This window comes from Nesterenkonia rhizosphaerae, assembly GCF_039544555.1.
Lineage (GTDB): Bacteria > Actinomycetota > Actinomycetes > Actinomycetales > Micrococcaceae > Nesterenkonia > Nesterenkonia rhizosphaerae.
The window spans coordinates 47,996-64,575 of sequence record NZ_BAABLW010000007.1; the positions used below are offsets into that span (position 1 = coordinate 47,996).

Genomic DNA, 16,580 nt, shown 5'->3' on the forward strand with positions numbered 1-16,580 from the left:
GCTCACCGCGGCAGGCCTCAGTTGCTGCCGGGCACACTGGAGAGCATGTTCTCCTGGTACTCGGAGAAACAGCGAGCCATTCCGCGTTCGGTCACTGCGGTCACCCGGCACTGGTCGAAGGTGACGCTGGCATCCCAGAACATCGCTTGCATAGCGCCCAGCAGCGCAAACATGCCGCAGCAGATGATGACCAGCACCGCGGAGATCCAGAACAGCGCCGGAGTCTTGTCCTTCACGCACCGCACGATCAGCGCGATCCCACCGGCGACCCCGGCCACACCGGCGGCAAGGGAGAGCAGCTTCCACGGCAGCGGCAACTGGAAGGCCCCGTAGGCCACAATGATGGCTAGGACCAGCCATCCCATGAGCCGGGCATGGCGGCGCAGCCCCTCAGGCTGCTCAGCAGGATCGGGCTTACCGGGTTTCAGCTGCGGGGTAGTGGGCTCTGGAGAAGGCGCGCTCATCACACCCAGCCTATAGGCTGGAGACTATGCGCATCGTGGTTCTGGTCTCCGGTTCTGGCACAAATCTGCAGGCAGTCATCGACGCCGCGGCCAGCGGTGAGTTGGCCGTGGATATCGCCTCTGTCGGCTCCGATGTGCCAGGCTGCGGGGGGCTGAAGCGCGCCGAAGCCGCCGGTATCACTACATTCGCCGTGCCACTGGAGAAAGGCGCCACCCCGAACCGTCGCGCCGCCTGGAACAGGGAGCTGTGCAAAACGATCAGCGCCTATGAGCCGCATCTGGTGGTCTCCAGCGGGTTCATGCGGATTCTCTCCGCTGAGTTCCTCGAGACCATCGGGGTCCCGGTGATCAACACCCACCCCGCCCTGCTGCCCAGCTTCCCCGGCGCCCACGGGGTCCGCGATGCACTCACCCACGGAGTCAAGATCACCGGCTGCACCGTGCACCAGGTCGACTCAGGTGTGGACACCGGCCCGATCCTGGCGCAGGCGGCAGTCAACGTGCTGGAGAACGACGACGAAGACTCCCTGCATGAGCGCATCAAAGCCGAAGAACGCCGTCTGCTGGTGCAGGTGCTAGCCGACATCGCCGACCGCAGAATTCAGCTCAGCTGAGTCAGGCACCGGCTGAGTCAGGCACTAGTAGTCAGGCACCGGGAAGCGCCAGCGCCTGCTTGGAGAGTTCCTTATTCGGCTCCTCGTAGCTGACCGATTCCACGCCACCAGGGCCAATATGCAGGCTGGTAATGGAGGTCAGCGTGCATTCGCGGCTGCGCGGATCGTGCCACAGCGGCCGGTTCTCGGCCCACAACCGGGTCACCCAAATAGGCAGCTGATGGGAGACCACCACCACCTCCGCGCCCTCGCCATGGTCAGCAATGGCCTGATCCGAGAGGTCTTTCACCGCAGCCAGCACGCGGGCAACCTGTTGCTTGTAGGGTTCGCCCCAGGACGGTCGGAAGGGATTGACCAACAGCGGCCAATACTTGGGCCGGCGCAGCTGCCGCTTCACCGAGGAAAGACCCTCGAAAGCGTTCTCCGCTTCCAGGACACGTTCCTCGATGGTCACCGGCAGACCCAGGCGGGCTGACAGCGGGGCGATGGTCTCCTGTGCTCGCTGCAGTGGAGAAGCCGCCAGCATATGAACGGGTCGGCCCTGCTCAGCACGCTGCACGAAGTGCTCGGCGATGCCCAGCGCCATCTCTTTACCCAGCTCGGAGAGGCCGAAACCATCAAGCCGGCCATAAAGCACCCTGTCCGGGTTATGCACTTCGCCGTGGCGCACCAAATGGACTGTAGCGGTATGTCCCATAGGGACTAGGCTAACGTCCATGAGCACCCCGTATGGTCAGAATCCCGACGACGACGCCTCCGCACCTGAACAGGACCCCCGTCCCGAACCCCGCTACGGACAGTATGCTCCGCGCAGCGAGGATGCTTCCAGCACTTCGGGCTCAACGGGTGAGCCGGATGGGTCCGACTCCGCTGACCAGGGCTCGCCTTACGGACAGCCCGCAAATCCCGGCGGCGACAGCGGCTACAGCGGGGGCCAGTACAACCCCTACGGGCAGCCCACCTGGGGTCAGCCGCAGCAGAGCCAGGGCTGGCAGAATCCACCGGCCGGCTCCTACCAGCCGCAGCCGGACTTCGCGCAGGCGCCCGGTGGTTATGCGCCCGGAGGCTATGCGCCCGCTGGCTATCCGTCCGCGGGTGCCCAGCCCTTCGGCAGTTCCGGCAAACCCAAGCGCGCCGGAACGCTGATGGCTGCGCTGTTCCTGCTGATCGGCGCTGCAGTGAGCGCACTGGCGTGGGGCATCTACACTTTCGCGGATCTGCCGATGCAGAATCCGGACCAGATCCTCTCTCCCAGCTACCAGCAGATGTTCATCGAGCAGATGCAGGCTGACCCACAGTTCCAGGGTGTAAGCGAGGCTGAGGTTCTGGAGCTGATGCTGCTGAGCCTGGGTCTGATGGCACTGGTCTGGGCTGTCGTTGTGGCGGTGATCTACGTGGCGATGGCCTTCGTGGGCACAATGACCGGAAACGTAGGCCGCATTCTGGCCACCATCTGGATCGCCGGCAGTCTGTTCCTGTTCTTCTTCGGGTACAACGGCGGCTCATACGGCCTGATCCTGACGACTGTTGTGCTGAGCTTCGCCGCCCTGGTGATGCTGTGGCTCCCAGCGTCGAATAAGTACATCCGGGACCGCAGGACCTATAAGGAGTTCCAGCGTTCTGGCGGCTACTCGGCACCGGGGTACGGATCCTACTCCCCACCGCAGCAGCCGGGGACTTATCAGGGCTGAGGGTCGGCCGCCCCAGAGGGGTCGTGATACCGAGGCCAAAGTCACTATTTTCTACGCGGCGTAGAAGAACGTAGAATAGATGACTGATGCCGACTGAATCCTCACGTCCACGCTCGCCGTTCCGTGCCCTGGCTGCGGCCGTGATGATCTCTGCCCTGGCGCTTACGGCCTGCGGATCCGAGAACGACGATCTCGCCCAGCGCGCCTCCAATGACGGCACCAACTACGTGGCCGGAGACGGCTCCGTGCAGGAGTACGCTCCCGAGAACCGCGGGGAGCCCGTCGAGTTCGAATCCACGCTCTTCGACGGCTCCGAAGTCAGCCCCGAGCGCTGGGCCGGTGAAGTCACCGTCATCAACTTCTGGTACGCCGCCTGTGCCCCCTGCCGAGTTGAAGCCCCAGACCTGCAGGCCATCCACGAAGAGTTCGACGACGAAGGCGTGCAGTTCTACGGCGTCAACACCCGAGACACGCAAGCCACAGCTGAAGCCTTCGAGCGCAACTTCGGCATCACCTACCCCTCAATGGAGGACCGCAGCGGACAGGTCATGATGGCCATGACCAGTTACGTCCCACCCTCAGCGGTGCCCACCACGCTGGTCCTTGACCGCGAAGGGCGCGTCTCAGCCCGCATCCTCGGCATCGCCGAACCCGGCACCCTCCGGGCGCTGATCACCACCGCCCTGGAGGAGGGGTGACCGGTAACAACCTCTTCGCCGAACTGGTTCTTGACGGTTCGCTGCTGATCTCCGCGCCGGTGGCTCTGCTGGCCGGCCTGGTGTCCTTCCTCTCACCCTGCGTGCTGCCCTTGGTTCCGGGATATCTCGGCTACGTCACCGGACTCTCCGGCGTCGAGCTTCACGAACGCTCCAAGTCCCGCATGGTCCTCGGCGCCAGCCTCTTCGTGCTGGGTTTTTCCGTGGTCTTCGTCCTCGTGGGCGTGGTGTTCAGCTGGGCCACCACCTGGTTGCGCGTCGAAGGTGGTTGGCTCACCCAGGCGCTGGGCGGCGTCGTCGTCCTCATGGGGCTGATCTTCATGGGAGCCTTCAGCTTCTTCCAGCGCGAAGCCAAAATTCACCGCCGTCCGCCGGACGGTCTGCTGGGCGCACCCCTGCTGGGGGCAACCTTCGGGCTCGGTTGGGCGCCCTGCATCGGCCCGACCCTGGCGGCAGTCCTGCTGCTGGCTACCCCCGCCGGCGGCGACCCGGCACGTGGAGCCCTGCTGGTCTTCATTTACTGCCTGGGCCTAGGCATCCCGTTCATCCTGATCAGCCTGGGGCTGGGTCGTGGCATGCGCACCCTGGACTTCTTCAAGCGCCATAAGCTCGCGGTGATGCGGGTAGGCGGCGGGCTGCTGATCCTGGTGGGCCTCCTGATGCTCTCCGGAATCTGGAACACCTGGGTCTGGGCGTTGCAGGACTGGTTCGCCAACGAGGTGAGGATGCCGATCTGATGGCCAAAGACATCCAACCCTCGGCCCACCGGGACAACGCCCGGGAAGACGCGGTCAACGCCGCCCAGGGCAATGAGTCGAAGAAAGACGTGGCGGCACCGGCGCTGGGCATCACCGGCATGCTGCGTTGGGCCTGGACTCAGCTGACCTCCATGCGCACGGCCCTGATGCTGCTTCTGCTTCTGGCCGTCGCCGCTGTGCCCGGCTCGATCTTCCCGCAGCGCGTCCAGGACGCCTTCGCCGTGCAGAGCTGGATTGATGACAATCCCGAAATCGGCCCGGTGCTGGACTTCTTCCAGTTCTTCGACGTCTACTCGTCGGTCTGGTTCTCTGCGATCTACCTGCTGCTGTTCATCTCACTGATCGGCTGCATCATCCCGCGAGCGCGGAAGCACTGGCAGCAGATGACCACGCCACCTCCGCGCACTCCCCGGCGGCTGCAGCGGCTGCCCGAATATGGCGCCCTGGAACTGGAGGATGGCGGCCCTACGCCTGAGCAGGCGCTGAAGGATGCTGCCGCGGTGCTCAAGCGCCGTCGCTACCGGGTTGATCTCCGCGAAACCTCGGTAGGTGCCGAAAAGGGGTACCTGAAGGAGATCGGCAATATCCTCTTCCACGTCTCCCTGGTGGGCGTGCTGGTTTTTGTGGCCGCCGGTTCCATGTTCAGCTACCGCGGACAGAAGGTGCTGATCGAGGACGAAGGCTTCGTCAACGCCCTGGTGGCCTATGACAATTTCTACCCCGGCACCTGGTTCGAGGAAGAGGATCTGGATCCCTTCAGCATCAGGCTCAACGGGTTCCAGCGAGAGTTCGACCGGCAGATGTTCGGCGATGAGCCCAACCCCAATTACGGCCAAGCCCTGGGCTTCACCGCGGACGTCACCATCCAGGACGGCGTGGACGCTGAGCCTGAAGACACCACGCTGCGGGTCAATCACCCACTGACCTTAGGCGGTGCCCAGCTCTACCTGGTGGGCAACGGCTACGCACCGGTGGTCACCGTGCGCGACGGCGAAGGAGAAATCGCCTTCTCCGGACCGGTCATCACCCGCCCAGATGACCCGGTCTACACCTCCATGATGGTGATCAAGGCCCCCGATGCCCAGCCCGAACAGCTGGGATTTGTGGGACTGTTCCTACCGAGTGCGCACGACACCGGTGACGGGCTGGCCGTCTCAGTGGACCCCGAGCTCTACAACCCGCAGCTGCACCTCAACGCCTATGCCGGTGACCTCGGACTCGATGAGGGGGTGCCGCAGAACGTCTACGTCCTCGATACTGAGGAACTTCAGGTGCTGAACTCCCGCGAGGTGGAGGCAGGCGGGATCGTGCTCTCACCGGGGGAGACCCACGAGCTGCCCGATGGCATGGGCACCCTGACCTTTGAAGAGGTCCAGGATTACATCGCCATCGATATCCACTACAACCCCGGCGAGACCGGTGTGCTGATCTTTGCGCTGACCGCAACCGGCGGGCTGATCATCAGCCTGTTCCTGCGTCGCCGTCGTGCCTGGGTCACGGTGGAGACCAACGACGCCGGGCGTACACTGGTTCGTTACGGCCTGCTCTCCCGCGGCGAGGATTTCCGCCTGCGCGAAGAGAACATCGCCTTGCGCGAACAGTTTGAGAAGACGTGGACGGTGCGTCCCCCGCAGCCTGATGAGGAGACCGCCACCGATGCTTAAGACCAATCCCGCTGACCCTGCCCGAGAGGTTGAGAGGTAGTCATGCCCACTATCAATGTGCAGCTGGCTGAGTACAGCGAACTGTTCATGCTGATCGCTGCATTCATCTACACCCTGGCGTTCATCCTGTTCTCCATCGATATCGCCCGCAGCTCGGCGACTATCCGCCGGGTAGAGGCAGAGCTTGCGCAGGAGACCGAGGCTGAGCGCGCGGCGCTGCGGGAGAAGAAGTTGGTGGCCGCGGGGTCCGCTGATTCCACTGCTGGTGAGCCCGCCGGGTCCGACGCCGCCTCCGCAGCTACTGCCTCGACAGGTGGCGTTGTCGGTGCCGGTGACTCCACCGGGGACAGTGACTCCGCCGGGGGCAGCGACTCCGACAGCGGCGCGGAGCTGGTGGATGAGGACATGGCCTATGTGGGCACCCGGCGCCCGATCGCCAATGTGGCCATCGCTTTCACCGCCGTCGCTGCCCTGGCCCATGCGTTCGCCGTGATCGCCCGTGGCCTGGCAGCCTCGCGCTGGCCGCTGGGCAATATGTTTGAGTTCCTCACAGGTGCCGCCCTGGTGGTGACGCTGGTGTACCTGGTGGTGCTGATCCGCCGCGATGTCCGCTTCCTCGGCGTGTTCGTGCTGGGCCTTGTGGTGACCATGATGGTGGCTGCCACCATCGGCTTCCCGACTCCGGTGGGGCATGTGCAGCCGGCTCTGCAGAGCCCCTGGATCGCCATCCACGTGACCCTTGCCGCAACGTCTATCGGTCTGTTCGTGCTGACCTTCGCGATGAGCCTGCTGCAGCTGGTCCAGGCTCGGCGTGAAGCAGCGCTGCTTGCCGGGGCCGAGACGAGGGCTCAGCGGGTGCTGGCCCGTGCCTCGTTCCTGCGCCTGGTGCCGAGTGCATTCGCTTTGGAGAACTGGTCCTACCGGATCAACGCCGTGGCCTTCGTGTTCTGGACCCTCGGCCCAATGGTCACCGGAGCTATCTGGGCCCGCGAATCCTGGGGCCGCTACTGGGGCTGGGATACCAAGGAAGTCTGGACCTTCGTGATCTGGGTCGTCTACGCCGGCTACCTGCACGCTCGCGCCACCCGCGGCTGGACAGGCAACCGTGCAGCCTGGCTGTCCATCATCGGCTTCGCCTGCATCATCTTCAACTACGCGGTGGTCAACGTGTACTTCCCTGGCCTGCACTCCTACGCAGGACTCCCGGAGTAGTCCGGCATGGCTATTCTGAAGTACTCGCTGCTGCGACTGGGCGTCTTCGTCGTCGTCTTCTACGCCTGCCTCTTCCTGGATCTGGGGCAGTTCACCATGGTCTTCGCGCTGATCTGCGGGCTGCTGATCTCCTGGGCCGTGGGGTACCTGTTCTTCAACAGGCTGCGCCTTGAAGCCGGTGAGCAGCTGGCGCGCCGGTTCGGCGGGGACCGAAAACAGGGCCATCACGAGGCCGATGACAATGCTGCCGAAGATGAGCTGGCTGAAGAGTTCCACCGCACTCAGGAAACCGGTCAGAACCCTGCTTCCGACGACGGCGCGACCGGGGGCTCCCAGCGTTGAGCCGAACTGGCGACAACGGCGCTGCCTTCGCCGCAGCGGCTGCTGCCTCCGCGTCTGACAGGGCTCTTCCCTGCGTAATGAGCCCGAATCGGCTCCATTCAGCAGGTTTCAGCCCGCTCAGCCGCGGTGTTCAGCTGCGTGAATTAGGCTTATTGACATGGTAAGACTCTTCATCGGGCTCGGGATTGTGGCACTTGGCCTGCTCATCTACTGCCTCATTGAGTGCATCCAGACCCCGCGCCATCGGGTGCGGGTGATGCCCAAGGCAGCGTGGCTGGCCATCATCCTGCTGGTTCCGCTGCTGGGCCCGGGCCTGTGGATGGCCTTCGGCCGGCGTAAGAGCACCGGCGGCAACGCCCCCCGGAAGGGCCCCACAGCTCCTGATGACGATCCCGAGTTCCTGCGCAACATCGAGTTCCAGCGCCGCCAGGCCGCCCGCCGCGAGGAGGAGGCCCGCAAGCGCGCCGAAGCTGAGCGCAAGAAGCGTCAGCAGAATCAGCAGAAGAACTCCGACGACGGCGCCCCCGGTGCTGAGGGCCCCGGTGAGACAGACGAGGGCGGCAGGCCCCAGCCCTGAACTGCTAGACCGTGACTGCCCAGTCCTGAACCGCCCAGCCCTGAACTGCTAGACGTTGGCCTGAAGCAGGAGCGCGGCGGTGTAGGTGGCTGCGAATACCAGTCCCACCACCGAGGTCTGCTGCAGCACCGGAATGAGTGCCGGCCCCTTGGGCAGAGTCTTGCGGTAGGGCCACATGATGCGCACCGGACGAAGCACCACCAGCCAGGACAGCATCACCACCAGGAACCACAGGCTGTCACCGGTCAGCGGGAAGGCCAGCGGGATCACCACGGCGATCACCAGCATCAGGCAATACCCCCAGCGAGCCGGACGCTGCCCAACCCGGGCCGCCAGCGTCAGCTTCCCGGCCTCACGATCAGTGGGGATGTCCCGGACGTTATTGGCCATCAGCAGTGCGCTGGCAATAAGCCCATGACTGACCGCCCCCACCAGTGCAGTAGTCAGTGGGAACTCCGCCTCCACCCCACGAGCAGCAGCGGTCTCAATCACGGCGTAGCTGGTGCCCAGGGTAGCCACCAGCCCGAAGAAGATGAACACCATGATTTCGCCCAGGCCCATGTAGCCGTAGGGCTTTGATCCGCCGGTGTACCACCAGGCGGCCAGGACGCAGATGACTCCGGCGATAATGAGCCACCACTGTCCGGTCAGCAGCACAATGCCGAGCCCGGCGAGCCCGGCCACTCCGAAGCTGCCGAAAGCTGCGGCCTTGACCTGGGCCGGCTTGGCCGCGCCGGAACCGGTGAGCCGCATGGGACCCACGCGGTCGTCGTCGGTGCCGCGGACGCCGTCGGAGTAATCATTGGCGTAGTTCACGCCCACCTGCAGGGCTAGCGAGACCACCAAGGCCAGCAGCGCGGCAATGAGCTGCGCGGTGACGGCTTCACTCGGAGGGCTGTAAGTCGTCTCAGCCAGCGGAGCATAGGCAAACCAGCCGAAATGTCTCGGCTGCGCGAATGCCGCTGCCGCGCCGATCAGCACCGGCGCGACCGCCATAGGGAGAGTGCGGGGCCGGGAACCGGCGATCCATTGAGCGGCAGTTGCCATAGTCATCCCTTTCTGGGGCCCGCGCTTCATTCGGTGGCGCAGTTTGTCGATAGTTCGGGCCGAAAACCTCACAAATTATGGTCATACTGCGCCACCGAACGTTAATCGGCGCGTGAGACCATCCTGATCATTGCCTGCCGGTCCGGTTTGCCGCTGCTCAGCCGCGGGAGATCTTTGACGTAGTTGATCGACTTGGGGACTGCCGCGGGGCCCAGCTGCTGCCGGATTTCCGCGGAAAGGTCCCTCCACCACTGGGCGGGCGGATACGACGGCGCCTCAGGGGCTCCGTCGGCCGGCAGCGGAGCGAAGTCTCCCTCTGGCCAGTCCTTCAGGGCGATCACTGCGGCCACCTGCTGCCCCCAGTCAGCGTCCTGGATGCCGGCTACGAAAGCTTCGTTGACTTTCGGATCTGCCTCCAGCACCTGCCGGATCTTCTCCGCGGAGACCTTCACGCCCCCGGTATTGATCACATCGTCGATCCGCCCGGTGATGGAGAGCACCCCATCGGTGAGGACACCGAGATCATCGGTGCGGAACCGGCGCTGGCCGGAAGCATCAGTATCGAACCGCTCCGCGCTCAGCTGTTCATCCAGATAGCCCAGCGCTACTTGGGGGCCGGAGAGAAGCACCCGGCCGTCGTCGTCGAGTTCTACTTCCGTACCAGGCAGTGGAATGCCGTCATACACGCAGCCGCCGCAGGTCTCGCTCATGCCGTAGGTGCGCACCACATGCAGGCCAGCGGATTCAGCCGCGCTGACCAGCTCAGTGCTGGATGCCCCGCCGCCGAGCAGGATCGCGTCAAAGCGCTGTAGGGCGGCTAGCAGGCGGGCGTCGTCGTTGCCTGCGGCATGATCCAGAAGTCGCTTCAGCTGCGTGGGAACCAACGAGACATAGCGATGCTCAGCGGTGAGCTGCTCGGCGGCAGCGGCGAACGTCTCAGGGTCTGTAGTGTTCTCCAGCAGTGGCACCGGCTGGGTCTGCGCCACGACGCTTCGGCTCAACACCGCCAGTCCGGCCACATAGGAGGGCTGCAGGGTCAGCAGCCATTGGCCGTGTCCGCCGAGACCGCGCCGGCTGAAGTACTCAGCGGTCATCTGGGCTGAGGCGCGCAGAGCCGCAGCTGACAGCAGCGTCTGCTTAGGAGTGCCGGTGGAACCGGAGGTACGTACGACGACGGCGGGGTGTTCTGCCGCGGCCGGGTTCGCCGCTTCTGAATCTGAGCGGTGTGACATCTGCGCTTGGGTGCCCGGATCCGCCTGCCGCTGCAGGGAACCCACCGCCTGATTGTGGGTGCGGAGGACATCTGGCCGCTGTATCCACCGTGGTTCACCGCCTGGTTCTGCAGGCAGGAACTCAACCGGCGGGACTTGGCCCGCCATGGCCTCGCGCAGAGTGTGGAGGGCGCGCTCGGTCCAGGTGCTCATGCGCCGTCGTCGGGTTTGTTCCGCTTTTCGAGCTCTTCGAGGCGGGTCTCCAGCATGTCGAGGCGCCAGCGATCCTCGGCTGCCATGTTCTCCTCTGCCTTGCTAGGGACGCGAGGCGGGTCAAGCTCTCCGGCGGAGTGGGCCTTTTCCAGCTTCTTGATGCGCTTGCGCAGCTCCTCGAGCTCCTCGGAGGTGCCCGATCCGCCGGGGAGGGGACGGCCGGTGACCATGCTGATCACCTGTGTCAGGCCGAAGACGATGATCCCCACGATGGCGACCCATGCGATCCAAGGCATGTGTCAGCTCCCCTGTCAGTAGTGGTCAGTGAGTAATGCGGTCCAGTGTCAGCTTAGCGAATGCACCTTCCGCGCCGGTGGAGTCTCCGGCCGTCTGGACACCAGGAGGTGGAGTCATGACTTTCGGCACTGTGCTGCCCGCCTGCGGTGCAGTGTACTGGTGATGCAAGGTACTGGTGATGCAATGTACCGGTGATGCGCTGGGCTGCTGGTGCATTGGCGGTAGTCGGATGGAGGAGGCGCTGTGACGTACTGGATAGGCGCGGTCTCCGCTGTGACCTTCATCGTGGTGTTTCTGCTCGACGGGTGGACTCGGCGGGCTTATTCGAGCATTCGGCATCCGGTCAGTGCGCTTGCCCTAGGTCAGCGCGGCTGGGTCCAAACGGCCAATTTCATCATCTGCGGCATTGGTATCGCTGTGGGGGCCGCAGGCATCCTGGTGAGCGGTGTGAGCTTTCTGCTTGGTGCAATCCTGGGGATCTTCGGACTCAGCCTCGTCCTTTCCGGGATCTTCCGGATGGACCCCATGCTCAGCTATCCGGAGGGTGCCCCTGCTGGTATCCCCCAAGAGCACAGCAGGCACCACGCGTTACACGATTCCGCCGGCGCTGGAGTGTTTCTCTCCCTGCCCGCTGCCGCGGTGGTGGCTGCTTTCATGCATCCGGATCTTGTGTGGCAGGTGCTCTCAGCCGTGATGGCGGTCTATCTGATCGTCTGCTTCATTCTGTTCGACAAGGCGTGGACGGGGGCTTCAGCGCGGCTTGGACTGGTGCAGCGCGCCTTCATCATCCCGGGGTGGATCTGGCTGGGCGCGTTGTTCCTAGCCTTGGCGCAGTTGACTTAGTAAAGAACGCTGATCATGGCAACGGCTCACCCTGTAGCGGGCAATGAACTGCTGAGGAAGGACGCGGCGGTGGAGCACCCCGCGACGTGCCGCAGACCCTCCGACGACGGGCAGGGGGGTGCCCCGTCGCCGGAGGGCGTCTATGGTGAGCAGGCCACTGCTGGCCCTGACGCCGGGGAAGTCGCCCCAGTGCGACCGCCGGCATGTCTGTGCTCATGCATCAACAGTCGATTGTGCTGACCTTTAGCGTCAACAGGGTCCGGCCGAGTTTTCGGTATACCGGCGATTTTTGGGGCATCACGGCGGGTTGCCGCAATCTCGGTGCGAAGGACCGCAAAGTCTGGGTTCATCGGGCTGAGGCGGGGATACCTTGGGCATGTGTATACGGTCGAGGTGATCTCGAAGGACGAATACTGGTGGTTCCTTCGCAAGCACCCAGAAGCGAGCTACCAGCAAACTCCAGAATGGGGCGACGCTCGGCGTGGCCAGTGGGAACCAGAACTCATCGGCTGGTTCGACCAGCAGTCCCGCGTGCACGCCGTCGCCGTTCTCCGCTACCGCCGCGTGCCCGGGACAAGCCGATCATTCGCCTTCATTCCGCAGGGTCCCCTGCTTGACTGGAATGATCCGCATGTGGCCGAGCAGCTGGCAGCACTGGGTCATTACCTGCGCTCACGCGGTGTCTTCGGGGTGCGGATCACCCCAGTGGTCAGTCTGCGAAAGTGGGACGCCGCCACGGTGAAGGCGGGGTTGGCCGATCCGGTGGTCAGCCGTATCTCTGACATGACCCCAACGGAGATCAACCCGATAGGAACTCGGCTGGTCAGCACTTTGCGCGCTGCCGGGTGGCGTGAGGCGCCGGAGGACGAGCAAAGTGATGCCAGCCATCCGCGCTTCAATTTTTGGCTGCACCTTCAAGGACGCAGCGAGGAGGCGGTCCTAGCCGGAATGACCAAAGCATGGCGCAAGAGTATTCGGCGTGCCGATCGACTTGGAGTCAAGCTGGTACCTGGCTCCGGTCAGGATCTCGACGACGTTTACCGGCTCTACACTGAGACGGCTCGCCGGAACGCGTTCGCAGCCCAGTCCTATAGTTACTTCGAAGCCATGTGGGACACCTTAGGCAATGGATTCCCTGGACGTTTTAACATGCACATAGCTCAGCATGAGGGATCGGCAGTGGCGGTCCTTGCTACGGCCCAGGTCGGAGGACGCGCCGAAGGGGTTCTCTCAGCCATGAGTATGGAGCGGCCTGACCTTAAACCTTCAAACGCCGCCTATTGGTCCATCATCCAGCAGGCTATAGGCGATAAAGCTGATCTCCTGGATCTCGGCGGGGTGGATGACACCGTCGACGATCAGGACCCCGCGGCCGGTCTTGTCAGGTTCAAGGCCGATATGGGGGCAGATGCGTACGAGTACATCGGCGCGTGGGATCTGCCACTGCAACCGTGGCTCTATGCAGCTTTCACCCGAGTGCTTCCCCTGTACGCCGCCCTCGGGACACAGCTGCGCCAGGATAAACACCCGGACCACAGTCTTGCGGCCAGGTAGAGCGAAGACCTCATAGTGACTCACAACGTGACCGGTCATCGCTTGGCGATCCTTGCGGTGAGTACGGGCAATATCGCCGGAGCAGCTGCTCAGTGGTATGTGGTCTGGCTCTTTGCCCGCTTTGCTGGTCCGGAGGCTGTTGGTGTCTATTCATCGTTTATCGCGGTAATGGCCCCGATATTCATCACAGCTCAGCTTGGACTGCGCAACCTCTACATCACCCTGCAGTCAGCGGTCAGCTGGAGAGCCTATCTGTGCCTGAGGTTAGGGGGGATCGCTGCCGCGGTGGTCCTGTCCTTCGGTGCGCTCCTCCTATTGGCTCCGACGCAGGAGTGGAGCGTGGCCGGTGCGATTCTGGTCATCAAGATCGCCAACTCAACCGCTGACCTGTACCTCGCACGCATTCAGCGCACCGAAAGGCTGGGCGCTTTCGGTGCGCTGCTTATGCTCGATGCGCTGGCCACCATGATGGCCACCACCGCGGTGATGCTCATCTCCGGCTCTGTGGTCACCGCACTGTGGGTGGGCGCCGCCGTCGCCATTCTTGGCGCCGCGGTGACCGTTTTCCTTGCCTCGGCAACACCCCCGGAAGGCCGGAGAGTCCGTCAGCCGCTCACCCAGGATATTCGCCTCCTCATCACCCACGGGATCCCGCTGGCCATGTCTCAGGGCATCCAGTCCGTGCTGACCTACCTGCCGCTGGTGATCGTGGGTTCCATTGGAACGACGGCGGATATCGGTGTCTTCGCCAGTGCAGCGTACCTGGTGACCTTCGCTCACCTGCTGGGCGCTTCGGTCCAGACAGCCATCCTGCCGGCCTATCGCCGCCACCTGGAGGGTCAGGGACCAGCGGCGCTGCGACAGATGAACCTCAGGAACGGCTATCTCACCATGGCGGTGCTCTCACCGATGGTCGTAGTGGCGGTAGTGGCCGGCCCCGCACTCCTGCAGCTGGTCTACAGTGCGGACTTCGAGATCCCTAGGCTGGCGGTGTTCCTCTTCGCACTTGCCGCGGTGATCTGCATTCCGACGTATCTGCTGTCATCCTTCCATCTGGTGCTCAACCGGTACTGGGTGATGACCGTCGTCGGGATGGTGTCAATTGCGGTTGTGGGAGTAAGCGGCATATCCAGCGGTGTAGCCGGGATGGGAGCCATCGAGGCCGGCAGCCTGGCGGTTCTGGTCGGCGTTCTGTGCCGGTATATCGGTGCAGACTTGTTGGCACGCTCGCAACAGGCCAGGGCGATGTCAACGGCTGATAGGGGAGGCGCGGGCTCATGACATCCAGAACACCGAAAGTGCAGTTGCTGGGCTACTTCGGGTGGGGAAATTTTGGCGACGATCTCTTCAGGGAGGTGTGCGAGGAAAACGCTGGCCTCCTGTGGCCCGGGGCCGAGGTGCGTGCTTTTGAACGGCCGCGGCAGAACTTCTCTCATCCGCGACCAGACGCGGCACTCCGGCGTCTGGTCAGTGCCGCGCGCGGGGCTGCTTGGGCCGACACCTTCGTATATGCCGGCGGATCAGTCTTCAGCGAGGTCGCCGGCCTTGCCAGGCTGCGCAGACATCTTCCGAACCGATCCTACGAGGCTCTGGGTGTCTCGGTCGGGCCCTTCGCGAACTCAGCGAACCACCGTGCTGTGGTTTCCGAGCTTCGAAGGTTCGACAGGGTGGTGGTACGTGATCAGGAGTCTTTCGACCGCATGGAGGGCTACGGTGTACTCGGCGGAGATTTGGCAGCCCTCAGCAGCCGCTTGGGGCCAGCACAGGGCCCGCGCAGTGGGCTGGTGATCTGTCCCTCCAGTGCCGCCGGGATGTCAGGGAATGAACTCGCCGATGCCGTCTCCAGCGCGCTTGGCTCAGCGGATCCCGAGATCACCCTGCTGGCACTGCATGCCCATCCGCGGCTGGGTGACCATGCCCTGGCAACCAGGATCGCCGGGCAATTGAGACGAGAAGGACGCTCAGTGCAGGTAGTCGACTACGGGGCAGTGGGCATTGCTGGTGTCGTCGGTATTCTCTCGCGCGCCAGCTTGGTGTGGTCCCAGCGTTTGCACGGCGCTATCGTCTCCTATTTGCTGGGGACCCCTGTAGCAATTGTTGATCACCACGAGAAATGCGCGGCCTTTGCCCGAGACATTGGCATCGCCCCACCTTTCGTGGCTCCGAGATTCAGCGAATTGAGCGGTACGCTCAGCGCTCTTGGCACCGGCTCAATGCACCATCAGCGCGTCAGGCACCCCTGGGGTCGGTCCGCGGAAGATTATCGTGCCCGAGCTTGGGCCGCCTACGCCGGAGTCAAGGCGTCAAAAGAGCCGAAGTAGATCGCCCATATGGCGAAAGCGGCCAGCAGACCTAGCCGCGCCGCCGTCTGCCCTCGGCCGTGATAGGACAGGACCGGGGTGCAGATAAGCAGCGGAATGAGAGACCATGAATAGGCTGCAAGACGGTCGCTGAAGTACACGAAGCCCATCAGCAGAAAGTAGCAGTTCAGCAGTACGTAAGCGGTGAACAGCTGGGGATACCAGCTGGGCAGGGCCTTCGCCGTACGGGTTGCTAGGTAGGAGATGCCCAGAGGGACAGCGCTTAAGACCCAGAAGATCGGTCGATTAGTCCCCCCTGCGTAATTGATGGCCAGATCTGGGTTGGAGTATGTCTCCACCTGTTCGATGCTTGACCCCAGGGGTTCTGCCAGGCGTGCATTTACTCCGGTGAAGTAGGTGGCGGTGACCAGGAGCCAAAGCACTAGCACCACCTCATTCCGCCAGCGCACCAGTTTGACCAGCAGGATGACCAGGGCGGCTGGCAATGCCGACCAGTGGAAGCACACTCCGATCGCCAGTACTGCGATTACTGGCAGAATTCGGGACTTGCGCAAGACCAAGGCCAGCCCGAGCATCAGAAATGAAATGGACAGTCCCTGCCTGAGCAAGAAGCTGGAGTAGTCGAGGAAGAAGCCGAAGCAGAAGGTCGTGAAGAGCACGACGGCGGTCTGCCAACCGGTTCCGAGTATTATCCAGAGCGCCAGGATCAGCAGAAGATTGCAGACTATGGCAGTAATCGTGAAGAAAACCATCATGTCCCGGGTCAACAGGCCGATGATCCAGTTGAACACCAGGAAAGCCGGTTCCCTGCCGTTAGTGACAAAATCCGTGAGTACTTCGCTGAATGGAGTGAAGCTCAACACCTCAAACTCGCGTCCATAGCGCATCTTGTCGACAACTTCGAAGTTCTCGCGAACAGCGATGATGGTGTTGAGGGCGACCAGCGCTGCCAGCGGGAAGAGGGTGTTCGTCCAGTGGCGCACGTAGCGTACCTGCCCCAAGAGGGTGAACGCCGCGATCCAGAGTGAGGCGAGTGAGAAAAGAAGCAGGGTCATG

At 63.5% G+C, this 16,580-nt stretch carries 18 protein-coding genes; 12 read left to right on the top strand and 6 right to left on the bottom strand.

Annotation, left to right across the window (positions count from 1 at the left end; genetic code table 11):
- Window positions 1-17: 17 nt before the first annotated feature.
- On the bottom strand, window positions 18-464 hold the full coding sequence (locus ABEA23_RS05910) for a hypothetical protein (protein WP_345477145.1): 447 nt from the start codon (window positions 462-464) through the stop codon (window positions 18-20).
- A gap of 26 nt (window positions 465-490) precedes the next feature.
- Between ABEA23_RS05910 and purN the strand changes: the two genes are divergently transcribed.
- Window positions 491-1,078 (top strand): phosphoribosylglycinamide formyltransferase, encoded by a 588-nt coding sequence (gene purN, locus ABEA23_RS05915; RefSeq protein WP_345477146.1) that lies wholly within the window; start codon window positions 491-493, stop codon window positions 1,076-1,078.
- A 31-nt stretch (window positions 1,079-1,109) separates the two neighbouring features.
- Here the strand turns inward: purN and ABEA23_RS05920 are convergent, their stop codons facing one another.
- Complete coding sequence (locus ABEA23_RS05920) at window positions 1,110-1,775, bottom strand: histidine phosphatase family protein (RefSeq protein WP_345477147.1); 666 nt, start codon at window positions 1,773-1,775, stop codon at window positions 1,110-1,112.
- Between the two features lie 19 nt (window positions 1,776-1,794).
- On the opposite strand from ABEA23_RS05920, the gene ABEA23_RS05925 reads away from it, so the two are divergent.
- The 7 genes from ABEA23_RS05925 to ABEA23_RS05955 all read left to right on the top strand — a co-directional run bounded on the left by ABEA23_RS05925 (window position 1,795) and on the right by ABEA23_RS05955 (window position 8,038).
- Window positions 1,795-2,769, top strand: a complete 975-nt coding sequence (locus tag ABEA23_RS05925; RefSeq protein WP_345477148.1) for a chromosomal replication initiator protein DnaA — start codon at window positions 1,795-1,797, stop codon at window positions 2,767-2,769.
- Between the two features lie 86 nt (window positions 2,770-2,855).
- Window positions 2,856-3,467 carry a TlpA family protein disulfide reductase gene (locus ABEA23_RS05930; RefSeq protein ID WP_345477149.1) on the top strand — a complete coding sequence of 204 codons (612 nt, stop codon included), beginning with the start codon at window positions 2,856-2,858 and terminating at the stop codon, window positions 3,465-3,467.
- On the top strand, window positions 3,464-4,222 hold the full coding sequence (locus ABEA23_RS05935; protein WP_345477150.1) for a cytochrome c biogenesis CcdA family protein: 759 nt from the start codon (window positions 3,464-3,466) through the stop codon (window positions 4,220-4,222). Before ABEA23_RS05930 ends, ABEA23_RS05935 begins: the two co-directional genes overlap by 4 nt.
- Window positions 4,222-5,907: a cytochrome c biogenesis protein ResB gene (resB, locus tag ABEA23_RS05940; protein ID WP_345477151.1), complete on the top strand. Its 1,686-nt coding sequence runs from the start codon at window positions 4,222-4,224 to the stop codon at window positions 5,905-5,907. Before ABEA23_RS05935 ends, resB begins: the two co-directional genes overlap by 1 nt.
- A gap of 42 nt (window positions 5,908-5,949) precedes the next feature.
- Window positions 5,950-7,119 carry a c-type cytochrome biogenesis protein CcsB gene (gene ccsB / locus ABEA23_RS05945; RefSeq protein WP_345477152.1) on the top strand — a complete coding sequence of 390 codons (1,170 nt, stop codon included), beginning with the start codon at window positions 5,950-5,952 and terminating at the stop codon, window positions 7,117-7,119.
- 6 nt (window positions 7,120-7,125) lie between these two features.
- A complete protein-coding gene (locus tag ABEA23_RS05950; RefSeq protein WP_345477153.1) occupies window positions 7,126-7,461 on the top strand; it encodes a DUF4229 domain-containing protein in 336 nt (111 codons plus the stop codon).
- Between the two features lie 157 nt (window positions 7,462-7,618).
- Window positions 7,619-8,038: a PLDc N-terminal domain-containing protein gene (locus ABEA23_RS05955; protein ID WP_345477154.1), complete on the top strand. Its 420-nt coding sequence runs from the start codon at window positions 7,619-7,621 to the stop codon at window positions 8,036-8,038.
- 48 nt (window positions 8,039-8,086) lie between these two features.
- On the opposite strand, the gene ABEA23_RS05960 is transcribed toward ABEA23_RS05955, so the two are convergent.
- From ABEA23_RS05960 to ABEA23_RS05970, 3 genes are all read right to left on the bottom strand, one after another.
- On the bottom strand, window positions 8,087-9,085 hold the full coding sequence (locus ABEA23_RS05960) for a 1,4-dihydroxy-2-naphthoate polyprenyltransferase (protein WP_345477156.1): 999 nt from the start codon (window positions 9,083-9,085) through the stop codon (window positions 8,087-8,089).
- Between the two features lie 101 nt (window positions 9,086-9,186).
- On the bottom strand, window positions 9,187-10,509 hold the full coding sequence (locus ABEA23_RS05965) for an AMP-binding protein (protein WP_345477157.1): 1,323 nt from the start codon (window positions 10,507-10,509) through the stop codon (window positions 9,187-9,189).
- Complete coding sequence (locus tag ABEA23_RS05970; protein ID WP_044495084.1) at window positions 10,506-10,805, bottom strand: SND2/TMEM208 family protein; 300 nt, start codon at window positions 10,803-10,805, stop codon at window positions 10,506-10,508. Before ABEA23_RS05970 ends, ABEA23_RS05965 begins: the two co-directional genes overlap by 4 nt.
- A 244-nt stretch (window positions 10,806-11,049) precedes the next feature.
- Here ABEA23_RS05970 and ABEA23_RS05975 point away from each other — a divergent pair, with 244 nt between their 5' ends.
- From ABEA23_RS05975 to ABEA23_RS05990, 4 genes are all read left to right on the top strand, one after another.
- Window positions 11,050-11,649: a DUF998 domain-containing protein gene (locus tag ABEA23_RS05975; RefSeq protein WP_345477158.1), complete on the top strand. Its 600-nt coding sequence runs from the start codon at window positions 11,050-11,052 to the stop codon at window positions 11,647-11,649.
- Window positions 11,650-12,042: 393 nt separating this feature from the next.
- A complete protein-coding gene (locus ABEA23_RS05980; RefSeq protein ID WP_345477159.1) occupies window positions 12,043-13,203 on the top strand; it encodes a lipid II:glycine glycyltransferase FemX in 1,161 nt (386 codons plus the stop codon).
- A 15-nt stretch (window positions 13,204-13,218) separates the two neighbouring features.
- Window positions 13,219-14,484: a lipopolysaccharide biosynthesis protein gene (locus ABEA23_RS05985; RefSeq protein WP_345477160.1), complete on the top strand. Its 1,266-nt coding sequence runs from the start codon at window positions 13,219-13,221 to the stop codon at window positions 14,482-14,484.
- Window positions 14,481-15,524 carry a polysaccharide pyruvyl transferase family protein gene (locus tag ABEA23_RS05990; protein WP_345477161.1) on the top strand — a complete coding sequence of 348 codons (1,044 nt, stop codon included), beginning with the start codon at window positions 14,481-14,483 and terminating at the stop codon, window positions 15,522-15,524. The genes ABEA23_RS05985 and ABEA23_RS05990 overlap by 4 nt, the downstream gene beginning before the upstream one ends.
- Here ABEA23_RS05990 and ABEA23_RS05995 read toward each other — a convergent pair.
- On the bottom strand, window positions 15,488-16,579 hold the full coding sequence (locus ABEA23_RS05995) for an EpsG family protein (protein WP_345477163.1): 1,092 nt from the start codon (window positions 16,577-16,579) through the stop codon (window positions 15,488-15,490). The two genes, ABEA23_RS05990 and ABEA23_RS05995, sit on opposite strands and share 37 nt — an antisense overlap.
- Window position 16,580: the final 1 nt, after the last annotated feature.

Coding starts and splice junctions, on each gene's coding strand:
- ccsB (WP_345477152.1), top strand. CDS start 5,950: ATGCCCACTATCAATGTGCAGCTGGCTGAGTACAGCGAACTGTTCATG.
- ABEA23_RS05970 (WP_044495084.1), bottom strand. CDS start 10,805: ATGCCTTGGATCGCATGGGTCGCCATCGTGGGGATCATCGTCTTCGGC.
- ABEA23_RS05955 (WP_345477154.1), top strand. CDS start 7,619: ATGGTAAGACTCTTCATCGGGCTCGGGATTGTGGCACTTGGCCTGCTC.
- ABEA23_RS05995 (WP_345477163.1), bottom strand. CDS start 16,579: ATGACCCTGCTTCTTTTCTCACTCGCCTCACTCTGGATCGCGGCGTTC.
- ABEA23_RS05910 (WP_345477145.1), bottom strand. CDS start 464: ATGAGCGCGCCTTCTCCAGAGCCCACTACCCCGCAGCTGAAACCCGGT.
- resB (WP_345477151.1), top strand. CDS start 4,222: ATGGCCAAAGACATCCAACCCTCGGCCCACCGGGACAACGCCCGGGAA.
- ABEA23_RS05965 (WP_345477157.1), bottom strand. CDS start 10,509: ATGAGCACCTGGACCGAGCGCGCCCTCCACACTCTGCGCGAGGCCATG.
- ABEA23_RS05990 (WP_345477161.1), top strand. CDS start 14,481: ATGACATCCAGAACACCGAAAGTGCAGTTGCTGGGCTACTTCGGGTGG.
- ABEA23_RS05925 (WP_345477148.1), top strand. CDS start 1,795: ATGAGCACCCCGTATGGTCAGAATCCCGACGACGACGCCTCCGCACCT.
- ABEA23_RS05950 (WP_345477153.1), top strand. CDS start 7,126: ATGGCTATTCTGAAGTACTCGCTGCTGCGACTGGGCGTCTTCGTCGTC.
- ABEA23_RS05930 (WP_345477149.1), top strand. CDS start 2,856: ATGCCGACTGAATCCTCACGTCCACGCTCGCCGTTCCGTGCCCTGGCT.
- ABEA23_RS05960 (WP_345477156.1), bottom strand. CDS start 9,085: ATGGCAACTGCCGCTCAATGGATCGCCGGTTCCCGGCCCCGCACTCTC.
- ABEA23_RS05920 (WP_345477147.1), bottom strand. CDS start 1,775: ATGGGACATACCGCTACAGTCCATTTGGTGCGCCACGGCGAAGTGCAT.
- purN (WP_345477146.1), top strand. CDS start 491: ATGCGCATCGTGGTTCTGGTCTCCGGTTCTGGCACAAATCTGCAGGCA.